At 63.1% G+C, this 15269-nt stretch carries 15 protein-coding genes; 8 read left to right on the top strand and 7 right to left on the bottom strand.

From position 1 onward, the window contains the following. The first annotated feature begins 157 nt into the window (after window positions 1–157). Window positions 158–688 carry a dihydrofolate reductase family protein gene (locus tag FHX15_RS09705; protein ID WP_184396084.1) on the top strand — a complete coding sequence of 177 codons (531 nt, stop codon included), beginning with the start codon at window positions 158–160 and terminating at the stop codon, window positions 686–688. Window positions 689–737: 49 nt separating this feature from the next. Here FHX15_RS09705 and FHX15_RS09700 read toward each other — a convergent pair whose 3' ends face one another. Both FHX15_RS09700 and FHX15_RS09695 read right to left on the bottom strand, forming a co-directional pair. Beyond that, window positions 738–1622, bottom strand: a complete 885-nt coding sequence (locus FHX15_RS09700; RefSeq protein ID WP_184396082.1) for a GyrI-like domain-containing protein — start codon at window positions 1620–1622, stop codon at window positions 738–740. Between the two features lie 111 nt (window positions 1623–1733). Next, a complete protein-coding gene (locus FHX15_RS09695) occupies window positions 1734–2351 on the bottom strand; it encodes a TetR/AcrR family transcriptional regulator (protein WP_184396080.1) in 618 nt (205 codons plus the stop codon). Between the two features lie 103 nt (window positions 2352–2454). On the opposite strand from FHX15_RS09695, the gene FHX15_RS09690 reads away from it, so the two are divergent. From FHX15_RS09690 to FHX15_RS09680, 3 genes are read left to right on the top strand one after another with little or no spacing between them, the layout of a single operon-like run. After that, window positions 2455–3531, top strand: coding sequence for an efflux RND transporter periplasmic adaptor subunit (locus FHX15_RS09690; RefSeq protein WP_184396077.1), 1077 nt, complete (start codon window positions 2455–2457; stop codon window positions 3529–3531). Then, window positions 3528–4598 carry an efflux RND transporter periplasmic adaptor subunit gene (locus FHX15_RS09685; RefSeq protein WP_184396074.1) on the top strand — a complete coding sequence of 357 codons (1071 nt, stop codon included), beginning with the start codon at window positions 3528–3530 and terminating at the stop codon, window positions 4596–4598. The genes FHX15_RS09690 and FHX15_RS09685 overlap by 4 nt, the downstream gene beginning before the upstream one ends. Window positions 4599–4610: 12 nt before the next feature. Beyond that, a complete protein-coding gene (locus tag FHX15_RS09680) occupies window positions 4611–7652 on the top strand; it encodes an efflux RND transporter permease subunit (protein ID WP_184396071.1) in 3042 nt (1013 codons plus the stop codon). Between the two features lie 131 nt (window positions 7653–7783). Here FHX15_RS09680 and FHX15_RS09675 read toward each other — a convergent pair whose 3' ends face one another. Beyond that, window positions 7784–8554, bottom strand: coding sequence for an alpha/beta fold hydrolase (locus FHX15_RS09675; RefSeq protein ID WP_184396069.1), 771 nt, complete (start codon window positions 8552–8554; stop codon window positions 7784–7786). A gap of 168 nt (window positions 8555–8722) precedes the next feature. Here FHX15_RS09675 and FHX15_RS09670 point away from each other — a divergent pair, with 168 nt between their 5' ends. After that, window positions 8723–9748 carry an AraC family transcriptional regulator gene (locus FHX15_RS09670; RefSeq protein ID WP_184396066.1) on the top strand — a complete coding sequence of 342 codons (1026 nt, stop codon included), beginning with the start codon at window positions 8723–8725 and terminating at the stop codon, window positions 9746–9748. 86 nt (window positions 9749–9834) lie between these two features. Here FHX15_RS09670 and FHX15_RS09665 read toward each other — a convergent pair whose 3' ends face one another. Continuing rightward, window positions 9835–10728, bottom strand: a complete 894-nt coding sequence (locus FHX15_RS09665) for a LysR family transcriptional regulator (protein ID WP_184396063.1) — start codon at window positions 10726–10728, stop codon at window positions 9835–9837. A 103-nt stretch (window positions 10729–10831) separates the two neighbouring features. Between FHX15_RS09665 and FHX15_RS09660 the strand changes: the two genes are divergently transcribed. The 3 genes from FHX15_RS09660 to FHX15_RS09650 all read left to right on the top strand — a co-directional run bounded on the left by FHX15_RS09660 (window position 10832) and on the right by FHX15_RS09650 (window position 12931). Beyond that, window positions 10832–11701: an SDR family oxidoreductase gene (locus FHX15_RS09660; RefSeq protein ID WP_184396060.1), complete on the top strand. Its 870-nt coding sequence runs from the start codon at window positions 10832–10834 to the stop codon at window positions 11699–11701. A 36-nt stretch (window positions 11702–11737) separates the two neighbouring features. Further along, window positions 11738–12211: an AtaL-like protein gene (locus FHX15_RS09655; protein ID WP_184396057.1), complete on the top strand. Its 474-nt coding sequence runs from the start codon at window positions 11738–11740 to the stop codon at window positions 12209–12211. A gap of 66 nt (window positions 12212–12277) precedes the next feature. Next, window positions 12278–12931 (top strand): NAD(P)-dependent oxidoreductase, encoded by a 654-nt coding sequence (locus tag FHX15_RS09650; RefSeq protein ID WP_184396055.1) that lies wholly within the window; start codon window positions 12278–12280, stop codon window positions 12929–12931. 56 nt (window positions 12932–12987) lie between these two features. On the opposite strand, the gene FHX15_RS09645 is transcribed toward FHX15_RS09650, so the two are convergent. From FHX15_RS09645 to FHX15_RS09635, 3 genes are read right to left on the bottom strand one after another with little or no spacing between them, the layout of a single operon-like run. Then, a complete protein-coding gene (locus tag FHX15_RS09645) occupies window positions 12988–13890 on the bottom strand; it encodes a dihydrodipicolinate synthase family protein (protein ID WP_184396053.1) in 903 nt (300 codons plus the stop codon). Between the two features lie 12 nt (window positions 13891–13902). Then, window positions 13903–14535, bottom strand: a complete 633-nt coding sequence (locus FHX15_RS09640) for a LysE family translocator (protein ID WP_184396051.1) — start codon at window positions 14533–14535, stop codon at window positions 13903–13905. 28 nt (window positions 14536–14563) lie between these two features. Beyond that, complete coding sequence (locus FHX15_RS09635; RefSeq protein WP_184397115.1) at window positions 14564–15184, bottom strand: LysE/ArgO family amino acid transporter; 621 nt, start codon at window positions 15182–15184, stop codon at window positions 14564–14566. Window positions 15185–15269: the final 85 nt, after the last annotated feature.

Below are 15269 nucleotides of genomic sequence, written 5' to 3'. Positions count from 1 at the left end.
CCCTCACCCGCAGCATGAGTGCATGGGCCAATAGCCAGCAGCCCAAGCATAGGGTGTCCATGGCCGCCCCAAAACCGATTGCGATTTAAAACCGGCAAAGCTATGCTGAAACCGATTGCATGATGCAATTAGAACCGGGACTCAGGAGGAAGAGGCCATGGCCAAGCTCGTATTCGGAATGAACCAGTCACTGGACGGCTACGTGGACCATCAGGCATTTGCGCCTGGCCCCGCGCTCTTCCGTCACTTTATCGATCATGTGCGCAATCTCTCGGGCATCGTCTACGGCCGCCGCCTGTATGAAGTGATGCGCTATTGGGACGAAGACCATGCCGACTGGGAACCGGCGGGAGGAGACTTCGCGGCTGCTTGGCGGTACCAGCCGAAATGGGTCGTGTCGCGCTCGCTGAAATCGGTCGGCCCCAATGCCACGCTCGTCGGAGATGACTTCGAGCCGGTGATACGCGAGCTGAAGGCTCGGCTCGTCGGAGAGATTGGCGTCGGCGGACCGGATCTGGCGCGGAGCCTGAGCGACCTTGGCCTTATCGACGAATACCGGCTCTACCTCCACCCTGTTGTGCTCGGCCGCGGAAAACCGCTGTTCGCCGGTCCCCGGCCGCGGCTTCGCCTCGTGGCCAGCGATCGTATCGACGAAGACGTGATCAGGCTGACCTACGTTCCGGCCTGATCACGCAAACGAACTGCAGCGGCCGAAGCAATAGGCCGCTGTTGCAGGGCTATTTCAGCGGCAGGAACAGCTCCGCCACGACCTCATGGATCGGCACACCAGGGAAGAAGGAAAAATGCCGTTGGCAATAGATCGGGAAATCGCGCGCTTCCTCGCCGCTGGCCGGCAGCCAGTCCCGATAGAGGTAGAGTGCCGCGGGCTCCAGATTGTGGGTATCGCTGACGACGCGAATGACGGCGCAACGCCCGCCGGGGATCACGCCTGATTTCATCACCTCGTCATCGGCATCGATCGGCCGGTCCGTCCCCACGCACAGATCCATGCTGTAATCGGCGGGATTCGCAGGCGTCCTCGGGGAACGGAAGATGTTGAAGGTCGGGCTCGTCTCGGGTGACAGGCCGGCCGCCTTGCGCCAGGCTATGAACCGCTCGATGCTGGCGTTAAGCCCCGCCCGGTCGCCCCGATGCTCCAGGATCGCCACCGGCGTTTCAGGCACCTCGCGGATCGTCACGTCACTTTCTTCATAGATAATCTGCATCAGCTTGCTCCTTGCGTTTTCGAGAGGCCTGAAGGCCGCAAGCCACGGAGCCCAGTCTGGCGATTTCCGGAACGACGAAGGCGATTGCCCGAACCTTTGCCGAAAGGCGCGGGCGAAAGCATCCGGCGCACCGTAACCGGCGTCCATCGCGATGTCGGTGACGCTCTCGTTACCGTTCGCAGCCAGCCGGTGCGAAGCGCGCTTCAAACGGGCAAGCTGGACATAGCGATGCACCGACAACCCGAAGGTTGCGGAGAACTGCCGGTGAAAGTGAAATTTCGAGAAGGCTGCGATGCCGCTCAGTGCCTCCAGGTCCAGATCCTCGTCCAGGTGCTGGTCTATGTAATCCAGCACCCGCTGCATCCGGGCATGATAGTTTCGAAGCGCCGCCTTCATTATTCCGTATCCTCCGTGGCGGCACCAACTAAACGCGGGCGGACATGATGCGCTCGACCGATCTTGCGGTTTTACCACGGGTGGCAACCCCGCCGGCGCCGGCAGGGCAGATCAGGCCAGCAGCCCATGCAGAACGAGATCGAGATGCGCCTTCACATAAGCATCTTTGTCCAGCACGCGCCGCTCGTCGAAGAGGAGCTTGAAAAACAGGAAAGTGATGGCGGGAGCCACGACTGCGTCGGAAAACGCGGCCGGCGCCGAGCGGAATTCGCCAAGCCTTACGCCGTCATCGATGACAGACTGCAGTTGCATATCGAGGGGATCGATGAAGGCCTCGTGGTGCCTGTCGACGATCTGGGGGAAGCGCGAACCTTCGGCGATGATGAACCGCATCATCTCGCGCAATCTGCGATCGCTGATCATGAGATCGTAGATCTGCTCGATGGTCTTCTGCAACCGTTCCACTGCGGTGCCCTTCTCTTCGGTTACCCGCGTCAGAAAACCTTCCAGCGGCACCGAAATGTGCCTGATCATCGCTTCGAAGAGCTGCTCTTTCGTCTCGAAGTAGACATAGACCGTTCCCTTCGTGACCCCCACCCTGGCGGCGATGTCTTCGACGCGCGTCGCGATAAAACCGCGCTCGACGAACTCTTCGAACGCCGCCTCCAGGATCTCTACCGGTCGACGGGCCTTTTGCTCGGCGCGTGTCAGTTTTTTCGTATCGGGCATGCCTCACCTTGAGCTTTTTTCGTGGCTGGGCGTCAAGAAATTTTCATTGACTGATTGGTTAGTCAATATTATGCGTCTGCCGAACCAATGCAAGAGGTCAACCATGAAAACTGTCCTTGTTGCCGCCTGGCTGGGTGTGAGCGCAGCCGCGCTCGCCTCATGCGAAGAGCAAAACGCGAGAGAGGCAAGGCCGAAAAATGTGGAAGCCGTCGTGGCCAAGGTCACGCCGGCAGTCGAAACCAACGCCATAACAGGCGAGGTCAGCGCCCGTGTGGAAAGCGACCTGTCCTTCCGGGTCAGCGGGCGCATCGTCGAGCGTCTCGTCGATGTCGGCTCGTCGGTGAAGGCCGGTCAGGTGCTGGCACGCATGGACGCCGAAGAGCAGAAGGCCGATCTCGGCGTCGCCACCGCAAACCTGCAGTCGGCCATTGCCCAGCGAACGCAGGCCCAACTCGCCTTCGACCGACAGCAGAGCCTTTTCAGGACACAGGTTGCCACCCGCGCCGCACTCGATCAGGCCCAGGAAGCCCTTTTGACTGCCGAGGGCGGCGTGAAACTGGCACAGGCGCAATTCGATACGGCGCAGGACGCGCTCTCCTACACGGAACTGCGCGCCGATGCCGATGGCGTCATCACCGCCAGAAATGCAGAAGTCGGCCAGGTCGCTCAGGCAGCACAGCTGATTTTCACGCTTGCGCATGACGGACCGCGCGATGCCGTCTTCAACGTCTTCGAGTCCCTGTACCTCGGCCGCAACCTGGAAAGCACTGTCAGCGTCAGCCCCCTCTCGGCGCCGTCCCGCAAGGTCGAAGCCTCGGTGCGCGAAATCTCGCCGACGATCGATCCGTCGACCGGAACGATCCGGGTCAAGGTGGGTCTCGACCCAACGCCGGACATGCAGCTCGGCGCGCCCGTCGTCGGCTCCTTCCGCACGAAGGCGAAAGATGCGATCGAGCTGCCGTGGTCAGCCATGTCCTCCAGGAGCGGCCAGCCGGCCGTCTGGATCGTCGATCCCGCCTCATCGAGCGTATCCCTCCGCCCGGTCGATGTCTCCAACTATGAGACCGGCCGTTTTGCGGTACGCGCCGGTGTTGCACCCGGAGATATCGTCGTCGTCGACGGCACGAAATTCCTGCGGCCGGGCGAGGTCGTCACCTATGACAAGGAAGCGGTAGAATGAATATCCGTACCACAGCCGGCCTTGCGATCCTCGCATCACTGTTGCTGACCGCCTGCCAGAAGCAGGAAGAAGCCCGCCAAGAGCCGCCCCGCCCTGTTCTCTCCGTCGTCGTCGCGCCGACCGCGGCCTCCGCGCTGACCCTGCCGGGCACTGTCCAGGCGAGAATCGAGACGCAACTGGCCTTTCGCGTGCTCGGGCGGGTCATCGCGCGCAAAGTCAGCGTCGGCGATGTCGTGAAAAAGGGCGATGTCGTTGCCGCCATCGATCCGCTGGCGCTGGAGCTTGCGGTCAAAAGTTCGCAGTCGGAGCTTTCCAACGCCCAGGCGCAGTTGGCGAATGCCGCTTCCACCGAAGAGCGCCAGCGCTCCCTGCTTGAAAGCCGGTCGGGAAGCGAAGCGGCCTACGAAGAGGCCGAACTCGGGCGCAAGAGCGCCAGTGCTGCGGTCGCCAAGGCGCAGGCCAATCTGGACAAGGCCGAAGAGCAGCTGGGATATGCCCAGCTCCGGGCGGAATTCGACGGCGTAGTCACCGCCACGTCGGCCGAAGTGGGCCAGGTCGTTTCCGCCGGCCAGAGCATCGTCACTATCGCCCGCCCCGAACAGAGCGACGCGGTGATCGACATTCCCGTCGCAAGCTTCGACGGCCTCAAGGTCGGCTCGCCCTTCGAGGTCGCCTTGCAGCTCGACCCGACCATCCGCACGAGCGGCACCGTCAGGGAGATCGCCCCAGAAGCCGAATCCACGACGCGCACGCGACGCACAAAGATAGCGCTCATCGCTCCGCCGCCGGCCTTCCGTCTGGGATCCGTCGTCACCGCAACCGCAACCGTAGACGCCCAGCCGACCATCCTGCTGCCTTCCTCCGCCGTCCTCACGAAAGATGGAAAGCCTGTTGTCTGGGTGGTCGATACCGCCGCCGCCAAGGTTTCCATCCGTCCGGTCAGGATAGACGGCGACCTTGCCGAGGGAGGCTCCGTTCGCATCGCCGAGGGCATCAGCGCGGGCGAACGCGTCGTCGTTGCCGGTGTTCACAAACTCGTCGATGGCCAGGCCGTCAGAATAGACTGAGGAAAATTCTCCGTGAAAAAATTCAACCTCTCCGACTGGGCGCTCGAGCATCGTTCGCTCGTCTGGTATTTCATGATCGTCTTCATTCTGGCCGGCGCCTTTTCCTATATCAGCCTCGGCCGCGAGGAAGATCCCAATTTCACCATCAAGACCATGGTCATCCAGGTGCAGTGGCCTGGCGCATCGGCCGAGGAAGTGACCAAGCAGGTCACCGACCGCGTCGAAAAGAAGCTCGAAGAGCTGGAATCGCTCGACTACACCAGGAGCGAAACGGTGGCCGGGCAGACGACCATCTTCGTGGAACTGCTGCCGACGACCAAGGCCAAGGATGTCAACGCCATCTGGATGCGCGTGCGCAATATGATCGGCGACATCAAGGGTGATTTCCCGAGCGGCGTCATCGGGCCGTTCTTCAACGATCGCTTCGGTGACGTCTTCGGCAATATCTACGCCTTTACGAGCGACGGGCTGACGCAGCGCCAGCTTCGCGATCTGGTCGAGGATGCGCGCGCCAAAGTGCTGACCGTGCCTAATGTCGGCAAGGTGGACATTATCGGCGCGCAGGACGAGGCGATCTATCTCGAATTCTCGACACGCAAGATCGCCGCCCTCGGCCTCAACCAGCAATCCGTGATCGAAACGCTGCAGGCGCAGAATGCCGTGACGCAATCGGGCTTCGTCGATGCCGGTCCCGAGCGCATCGCCTTGCGGGTGAGCGGCCAGTTCACCTCAGAGGAAAGCCTGAAATCGATCAATCTTCGCGTCAACGACCGCTTCTTCCCGCTGACCGATGTCGCCACGATCAAGCGCGGCTATGTCGATCCGCCCTCCGCGCTCTTCCGCTATAACGGCCAGCCGGCGATCGGGCTTGCGATCGGCATGAAAACAGGCTCGAACCTGCTCGAATTCGGCGAAGCGCTCGACAAGGAGATCAAGCAGGTCACCGCCGATCTTCCCGTCGGCGTCGATGTCGAACGCGTCTCCGATCAGCCCGCCGTCGTCGACGAGGCTGTCTCCGGCTTCACGCGTGCGCTTTTTGAAGCGATCGTCATTGTGCTTGCGATCAGCTTCATCAGCCTCGGCGTGCGCGCAGGTCTGGTGGTCGCCATCTCCATCCCGCTGGTGCTGGCGATCACCTTCCTCGTCATGGCCTATAGCGGCATCTCGATGCAGCGAATTTCGCTTGGCGCACTGATCATCGCCCTTGGCCTTCTGGTCGACGACGCGATGATCGCGGTGGAAATGATGGTGGCCCGCCTGGAGGTCGGCGACGATCTCCGAAAGGCGGCAACCTATGTCTACACCTCGACCGCCTTCCCCATGTTGACCGGTACGCTGGTGACGGTCGCGGGCTTCATCCCCGTCGGCCTCAACAGCAGCGCCGCTGGCGAATTCACCTTCACGCTTTTCGTGGTCATCGCCGTTTCGCTCCTGGTCTCATGGGTGGTGGCGGTCCTGTTCACGCCGCTGCTTGGCGTGACCATCCTCCCGAAGACCATGAAATCGCATCATGAGCAGAAAGGCCGTTTCGCGCGGATCTTCTCATCGCTGCTCGGCCTGGCCCTGCGCTGGCGCTGGATAACCATCGGCGCGACGCTGGCGGTGTTTGCCCTCTCCATCGGCGGCATGAGCCTCGTGCAGCAGCAGTTCTTCCCCTCCTCCGACCGGCCCGAACTGATCGTCGACTGGAACCTGCCGCAGAACAGCTCGATTTCGGAGACGAACAAGCAGATGGCGAAGTTCGAAAGCGAGATGCTGGCCGGCAACAAGGATATCGACCACTGGACGAGCTATGTCGGCCAGGGCGCTCCACGTTTCATCCTCTCCTTCGACGTGCAGACGCCCGACGTCTCCTTCGGCCAGACCGTCATCGTCACCAAGGGGCTCGACGTTCGCGACAAGGTCAAGGAGGAGCTGCAGGCCTACCTGACGAAAACCTTCCCCGGAACCGACGCCTTCGTCAAGCTGCTCGACATCGGCCCGCCGGTCGGCAAGCCCGTGCAGTATCGCGTCAGCGGGCCTGACATCCAGAAGGTCCGTGAGCTCTCCCACCAGCTCGCAGGCATCGTCGGCCAGCATCCGCTGCTGTCAAACATGACCTTCGACTGGAACGAACCGTCGCGCGTGGTCAAGGTCGATGTGCTCCAGGACAAGGCACGCCAGCTCGGCGTCTCCTCGCAGGATATCGCCACGGCGCTCAACAGCATCGTCGAGGGCTCGGCGGCCACGCAGATCCGCGACGACATCTATCTCGTCAATGTGATCGGCCGGGCCCAGACCTCGGAACGCGGTTCGATCGAGACGCTGCAAAACCTCCAGCTTGGCGGCGCCAACGGCAACTCCGTGCCCCTGTCGGCGGTTGCGAATTTCCACTACGAACTGGAGCAGCCGACGATCTGGCGGCGCACCCGCATACCGACCATCACGCTGAAGGCGGCAGTCGTCGGACCGACGCAGCCAGCGACGATCGTCACCGAGCTGAAGCCGAAAGTCGACGAGTTCCGCAAGGGCCTTCCGAGCGGCTACCGCATCGTCGATGGCGGTTCGGTCGAGGAAAGCGCCAAGGCACAGGGGCCGATCGCTGCTGTCGCGCCGCTGATGCTGTTCATCATGGCGACGATCCTGATGATCCAGCTGCAGAGTTTCAGCAGGCTCTTCCTGGTCTTCGCCGTCGCACCCACCGCGCTGATCGGCGTTGTCGCGGCGCTGCTCTTCAGCAATTCGCCGATGGGCTTCGTCGCGATCCTCGGCATCCTGGCGCTGATCGGCATCCTGATCCGCAACTCGGTGATCCTCATCGTGCAGATCGAGCAGCTTCGAAGCGAGGGCATGCCACCCTGGCAGGCCGTCATCGAAGCGACGGAGCACCGGATGCGCCCGATCATGTTGACGGCGGCTGCGGCCACACTCGCGCTGATCCCGATCTCCAGGGAGATATTCTGGGGCCCGATGGCCTACGCGATGATGGGCGGCATTGTCGTCGGCACGCTGCTGACGCTGCTCTTCCTGCCGGCTCTCTATGTTGCCTGGTTTCGAATACCCCGCGAGGCCTGACAACATCGGGCCCGCCCGGATCATTCCGGGCGGGCCGCGTCCTGCTGACTGCGGTCGATGCAGCCATTGCCGGTACGCCGACGACGCCATCGGTCACCGCGCGGTAACCGATGGCGTCGCTTGCCGAGGGCCTATTTCGCGCCCGCAGCGGATTCGATGACCGCAGCCACCTCTTTGGCATGCGACGCCAGCGAGGAATGGCTGCCGTCGACCGTCGTGACCCTGGCCTTCATCCGTTCGGCAAAGAAGGCTTGAGCGTGCGGATCGAGGAGTTGGTCCTGTGCACTGAGAACGTACCAGCTCGGCTTGACATGCCATGCGGCGATCTTGGTGACCTCGTCGAAGGCGGTGTGATTAAGCGGCATCTGATGGGCTGCGAGATACGCGCCGACATCCTCGGGCAGGTCGGCCGCCACGGCTGCCGGGAAGGCTGCCGGGTTGATGGTCAGATAGCCCTTGTCGTCGGCCCGGATGGCCTTGACGCCCGCGGTCGCCGGTCCGCTTGCCGCGAGCGCCGAAACCGTTTCACCCTTGTCTGGCGCGAAGGCCGAGACATAGACCAGGGACGACACCTTGGCATTGATGCCGGCTTCGCCAATCACCACGCCCGCCCAGGAATGACCGACGAGAACGGTCGGCCCGTCCTGCGCATCGAGTGCCGCATTCGTGGCGGCGACATCGTCGGCAAGCGAGGTCAGCGGATTCTTGACGGCGGTCACCTTGTAGCCCTTGGCCGTCAGAATCGCGGCGACGCCATTCCAGCTCGTCTCGTCGACGAAGGCGCCGTGAACCAGCACGATGTTCTTGACGACGCCGGCGGGAAGCGTCGGCTGGGCGGAAGCCGGCGCAGCACCGAAAACGGCGGTGGACAGCATGAGGGCGGAGAAAATGAGGTTTTTCATCGGGGCTCCATTGGGTTGCACTTGCTGCGGGGTTGATTTCAATCCGGATAATCTGCAATATTCCTGACCATTGGCCGTTTTGGCAGAACCACCCGATTATTCTTCATAAGCATCTGTATGTTCAGTAGTTTGTTCGCTGAACACGGCCAAAACTTAGGATTTGAAACGATGAAACGCCATGACCCGAACCCCGCAAGTCATGCTCCATCGTCCGGAAATGCGGGCATGCTTGCGGCCCGGGTCGATCTCCTGTCGCAGATGCTGACGCTGATCAGGCTTGAGGGAGAGCTGGTGTTCGCGGCGGAGCTGACACAACCTTGGGCGCTGCGCTTCGAGCCCGGATCGGCCTATTTTTTCGTCGTTCTCGAGGGCGAACTGACGGTTCTGGCTGCCGACGGGCCACCGGTCCGCGCCGTGGCCGGAGATCTGGTCATGCTGCTGCGCGGCGCGGGTCATATCCTGAGCGACGGCGGCAATTCACCCGCGGCGGCGGTGAGCCGGCTGATGGGCGAGCAGTTCACGACCGAGCGGCTGAGCATGAGGCACGGCGGCGATGGCGCCCGAACCAAATTGATCGCGGGAGCTTTTCATTTCGAGAACGAGTCCATGCCATGGGTCGTCTCGTCGCTGCCGGCCGTGATCCACATCCCGAAGGCGGGAGGCCAGACGGCAACGTGGGCGGAGGGTCTCGCCCATTTCATGATGGTCGAGGCGCAGGAGGTCCATCCCGGCTCGTCGATCATGATCTCGCGGCTCATCGACGTGCTGGTCATCCGCATCCTGCGCACCTGGGTTCAGATGGAAAAGGCCGGTGATAGCGGCTGGCTGGGGGCGCTGGCCGATCCGCGCATCAGCCGCGCCCTGAAAGCCATTCACGACGAGCCGTTCCGGCGCTGGAGCGTGATCGAGCTTGCGCATGTGGCGGGCATGTCGCGCTCGAGCTTTGCCGAACGCTTCTCCGCGCTGGTCAAGGAGGCGCCGCTTTCCTATCAGAGCCGGTGGCGGCTGACGCTTGCGCTCGACCTGCTGCGCCAGGCCGATTCAAGGGTCAGCGACGTGGCGCGACAGGTCGGCTACGATTCCGACGCGGCATTCAGCAGGGCCTTCAAAGCACAGTTCGGCATTGCTCCGGTGCATGCCAGGCGCGCCACGCCGCCGGAGCGGCAGTCGAGCCTCATTCAATCCGACGGCTAGATTGAGGGCTCATCTGCCAACTCTGATTTAACGAGTCCCGACCCTGGCAGTCGAGCGCGGAGCCAGAGCTCTCAAGCGCCGCGCGGTCAGGCGATATAGGCTGCCAGTTCGTCCGGCGTGCCCATCGGAAAAGCCGCTTTCAGATAGTCGAGAAAGGCCGATACGCGCGTGCTCAGCAGCCGCCGCGAGGGATAAAGCGTCCAGAGCGCGATCTCCGGCACGTCGGCATCTCCCCAATGAACCAGCCTGCCGGCGGCAAGATCGTGACTGACGAGCGAGATGGGAAGGCGCGCGGCGCCCACGCCCATGCGCACCGCGTCACGCACCATGATCAGCGACGACAGTCTGAGCACCGGGTCTATGGCAATGTCCGACCGGCCGTCTGCTTCCCGGACATGCCAGACCAGGGCGGTCTGATCGCCTGTCCCGCGCACGACGGCCGGAACCGCCGAACCATCCGCCCGCCGGACAAGCGCCGGGTTTGCCACGACCACCAGCCGGTCGCGCAGGAAGATCCGCCCGACGAGGCTCTCATCCGGATCCGGATTGACCCGGATCACCAGGTCGTAGCCCTCCTCCACCATATCGACTGCCCAGTCCTCCGTCGTCACCTCGAGCCGGACCTCCGGGTAGGCGAGCGCGAAGCCGGCGGCGAGCCTGCCCATTGCCATCTGCGAAAACAGGAGCGGCGCGCTGATCCGCAGCCTGCCCCGCGGCTTGTCAGCGCCGGAGGCGATCGCAGCCGCCGTCTCGTCGAGCTCGGTCAGCAGGGCTCCGGTGCGCTCGTAAAGCGCCCGCCCCTCCTGCGTCAGCTTGAGGACGCGCGCTCCGCGCTCGAAGAGACGCAGGTCGAGGCTGGCCTCCAGCTCCGCAACCCGGCGCGAGAGCGTCGCCTTCGGACGTCCGGCGGCACGGGCGGCGCGACCGAACCCGCCATGGCGAGCCACAAGATTGAAATCGGCAAGCGCAAGCAGATCCATCTGTTCCACCCATGAGACGAACCGTCCAGATTAACGGTCTACCGGATCATTTCTGAACCATCCATCTTGAGGATGTCAAGCAACCCAACACGGAGTAATTGCCATGACCATCCTCGTTACAGGCGCCACCGGCACTGTCGGACGCAATGTCGTAGAACTGCTCGTAAGGCGCGGCGCCGAGGTGCGCGTTCTCGTCCGCGATCCCGCAAAGGCCAGTTTCTCTGCCGGCGTCGCCGTTGCCCAGGGCGACTTGCTCGATGTCGATTCCCTGCGCCGCGCCCTCTCGGGCATTTCCACCCTTTTCCTCTTGAATGCCGTAGTGCCGGAGGAATTCACGCAGGCCCTCGTCGCGCTCAACCTTGCCCGCGAAGCCGGAATCGACAGGATCGTCTATCTCTCGGTCATTCACAGCGATGTCTATGTGAACGTGCCCCACTTTGCCGGCAAGTTCGGCGTCGAGCGGATGATCGAGCAGATGGGCTTCGGCGCCACCATCCTGCGCCCGGCCTATTTCATCGACAACGACCGCACGATCAAGGACGTCATCGTCAACTACGGCGTCTACCCTATGCCGATCGGCGGCAAAGGCCTCGGCATGGTCGACACCCGCGATATCGCCGAGATCGCCGCAATCGAGCTGGTCCGCCGCGAACGGGCGGCGGCACCGCTGCCGTTGACCCGGCTCAATATCGTCGGTCCCGATGTGCTGACCGGCGCAGGAATCGCCGGCATCTGGTCTGATCTCCTTGGCCGCCCGATCGCCTATGGCGGCGACGAGACAGGCGGCTTCGAGCTGAACCTGCGGGAGTTCATGCCGGCCTGGATGGCCTTCGACATGCGCCTGATGGCAGAACGCTTCCTAACTGACGGCATGTTGCCGGAGGCCGGCGATGTCGAGCGGCTGACCGCGCTGCTCGGCCGCCCGCTGCGCTCCTATCGCGATTTTGCCGCTCAAATAGCCGCCTCCGTCTGACGGCGGCGGCCCTCAACCCAGCAAAGGAATATGACGATGATCTATTCAAGTGCCACTGTTCCGGTCAATCCGGAAGGCGAGACCCCGCTTACCCGCGCTGAGGCATGGCAAGGCCTTGTTCTCAAGGCCCGGGACGCGCGCCTGTTTCTGCCGCCGAACCTCTGCAGGGCTTGCGACGTGGTGGAAGAAAGCGCCACCCATATCGTGCGCGAGGCGACGATCGCCGGACAGGATCTGCGCGAAATCATCACCTTCGAGCCGGAAAGCAAGGTCACCTTCTTCCAGGCCACCGGGCCGCGCGAAGGCGCGATCGTCAACGAACTGTTCGAGGACGAGCAAGGCGCGCTGCAGCTGCGCTTCTACTGCTACCTCGGCCTGCGCGGCAAAGAACCGAACGGGCCTGAGGAACAGGCCGAACAGGCCTGGATGGACGGCGAAAAGGGCTACAGGAGCGCGCTTGTCTCGACGCTGAAGCGGACCCGCGAACTGCTCGCAGCGGGCAATCTGTGATCATCAACCGGAAACGACGGGACGGCCCCATGTCGGGCCTCCCGCCTCGCGAAAAGGAACGAAGCCATGAGCAATATCGAAACCGATCACCCGAAAATCCTGATCCTTGGGGCAACCGGCCCGACCGGCCGCCTGATCGTCTCTGAAGCGCTGGCGCGCGGCTACGATGTCACCGCGCTGGTGCGCTCGCCCGAGAAAGCAGCTGACCTGAAGGGCGCCAAACTCATCGTTGGAGATGCGCGGGACGAAAAGATCCTGCGCCAGGCTCTCCAAGGCCGCGACGCCGTCATCAGCGCGCTCGGCACGCCGGCGAGCCCCTTCCGCGAGGTCACGCTGCTGTCGACCGCAACGCGCGCACTCGTCGATGCCATGAAGGCCGAACGCGTCTTGCGCCTCGTCTGCATCACCGGCATCGGCGCTGGCGACAGCGCCGGACATGGCGGCTTCCTGTTCGACAGGCTGATCTTCCCGCTTCTCCTCAAGAAAGTCTATGCCGACAAGAACCGACAGGAAGCAATCGTAAGAGACAGCGGCCTCGACTGGACCCTGGTGCGCCCCTCGCTTTTGAACAACAAGGCCGGCGATGCACCGGTCCAGGCGGTGACCGACCTTTCCGGTTTTCATGGCGGCAGCATTGCGCGGGCGGCCGTTGCAGCCTTCGTTCTCGACCAGCTGCGTCAGGACCGCTGGCTGCACCAGGCTCCGCTGATCACGCAGTGAACTGATCTTCGCTTCTTTTCCGCTGTCCGCGAAAAGTACGGGAGATGAAGCGGCGGCTATCGCCCGACTGCCGCTCCCAGTTTCTCAAGCGCCTCCCGTACCCGCCCACGAGCGGCCTCCGGAAGGCCAAGCACTGGCCGCGGCGGCGCAAATCGGCCGAGGCCGAGGAGATCGGCAATGGTGTACATGACGCGGAAACTGCCGAATTCCTTGAACAGCACCCAGAGCGGCACGAAGGCATCGTCGATGCGTTTCGCCTCCTTGGTATCGCCCGCCTGCGCGGCTCGCGTCAGCCTCAACGCCTCGGCGGGTAGCAGGCCCGCGACCACGCTGTACCAGCCATCGGCGCCTGCCGTGAGCGCAGCCGCAGCGCCCCAGTCACCGCTGTAGCCGACCGAAAAACCGTCAGGCGTCACCGAGCGGAGACTTGCGATCTCGGTTGCGAAATCGCCACTCGCGGGCAGCGGCATCTTCACCGCTTTGACTGTGCCGAGCTTGGCAAGACGGGCGATCAGTTCGACGCTGAAGGTGAATTTCGTCGTGCCCGGATTGTTGTAGATGCAGAGCGGCAGCTGAGCGGCATCGGCAACGGCGGCGAAATGCTCGTAGACCTCGTCATCGGTGAGCGGCGTATAGGAGACCGGCGCCAGCAGCAGGCCGTCCGCGCCCAGTTCCCGCGCATCCTTTGCGAGCGCCTGCGCCTCATCCGTCCGGAGCGCCCCGACGCCGACGATGACGGGAATCTTGCCGCCGACAGCAGACATTGCCGTTTCCACCGCCCGGCGCCGCTCTCGGCGCGACAGGAAAGCGTAAGCGCCGGTGCTGCCGAGAAGGCCGATGGAATCGGCGCCGGCCGTTTGGATGCGGGCGAGCACTGCGGCGAGCGCACCGGTATCGACGACGCCGGAGGCATCAGCCGGCGTGATCGGAAAGGCGGAAAGGCCATGGAAAAGCGGCATCTGGAGTAGCCTTTATGCGCGTGACAGCAGCAGCTTCATGCCCGCCGCCCCGAAAACGAGCGCCAGCGTGCCCTCGATCCAGCGGCGCGCGTGGCGGTACATGCGGATCATCGGCGCGGTGGAAAAGACCAGCGCATAACCGCAGAAGATGGTGACGCTGAGAATGGCGCAGCCCGCAAGGATGACGGCGACGGTTGCCGGCGTCGCACCCGGCCCGAGGCCGAGCGTCATCGTCGCGATCCAGCCGAGCAGCGCTTTCGGGTTGGTGAGATGCATCAGGAGGCCGCGGCGATAGAGGCCGAAACCCGAGGCCTTGGCGGCATCGATCGCCCCGCCCTGCCTGTCGTCCGAAGTCATGGCGGATTTGGCGGCCTTGAAGGCGAGCAACAGCAGGTAGAGACCGCCTAATATTTTCAAGACAATCAGCGCCTGTGCGTATTGCGCCAGAATGGCGGAAACGCCGGTCGCCGCCATCGAGCCCCAGAAGAGCGAGCCGCTGACGACACCGGCGGCAATCATCAGCGCCGACTGGCGCCCCTGATGCATGGCGACCCCCATGATGCGCATGTTGCTGGGACCGGGGCTGGCTGCGGCGATGATATAGGCGGTGAAGACGAGAGCAAGGTGATGCAGATCGACGAACATTCCGATTTTCCTGAACTGTGCGCAGCCGTCACATGCCGTTCAAAAGCTTGAACGCGATCAGCCACATCACGAAGGCGATGATTGTTTCGAGAATGCGCCAGGAAACCGGCCGTGAAAAGATGGGCCGGAGCCAGGAAGCACCATATCCCAGTGAAAAAAAGAACAGGAACGAGCCCGTTGCGGCGCCGGCGGCAAAAGCCGGCTGATGCCCGGCAAAACGCGTCGAGATCGTTCCGAGCAGGATGACGGTGTCGAGATAGACATGCGGGTTGAGCCAGGTGAGCGCCAGGCACAAGGCCATGGTCTTGCCGAAGCTTGCCCCCGCCCCATTGGCAACCTGCAGCGCGCCCGAAGACCGGACGGCAGAATAGAGGCTTTTCACCCCATACCATATGAGGAATGCCGCCCCGCCATAGCGCATGACCGGATCGAGCCAGGGCATCAGGTTTATCACCTGCGCCAGGCTGGTGACGCCGACGATGATCAGGATCGTATCCGAGAGAGCGCAGGCCAAGCAGACGGCGAAGACATATTCGTTGCGCAGCCCCTGCCGCAGGATGAAAGCATTCTGCGCGCCGATCGCGACGATAAGGCTGAGGCCGACGGTCATGCCAGTTAAGTAGGTCGGGAAGTAAGTCGAGATGTCCATGATATCAGCGGGTTCCGTCGCGTTGTTGACACGCTCCATAGACGGATCGTCCGGATTAGGCTAATTAATCATCCTTACGTCAATT

The organism is Rhizobium sp. BK650 (genome assembly GCF_014195325.1).
Classification (GTDB): Bacteria; Pseudomonadota; Alphaproteobacteria; order Rhizobiales; family Rhizobiaceae; genus Rhizobium.
This window is presented reverse-complemented; position numbering and strand designations above follow the sequence as displayed.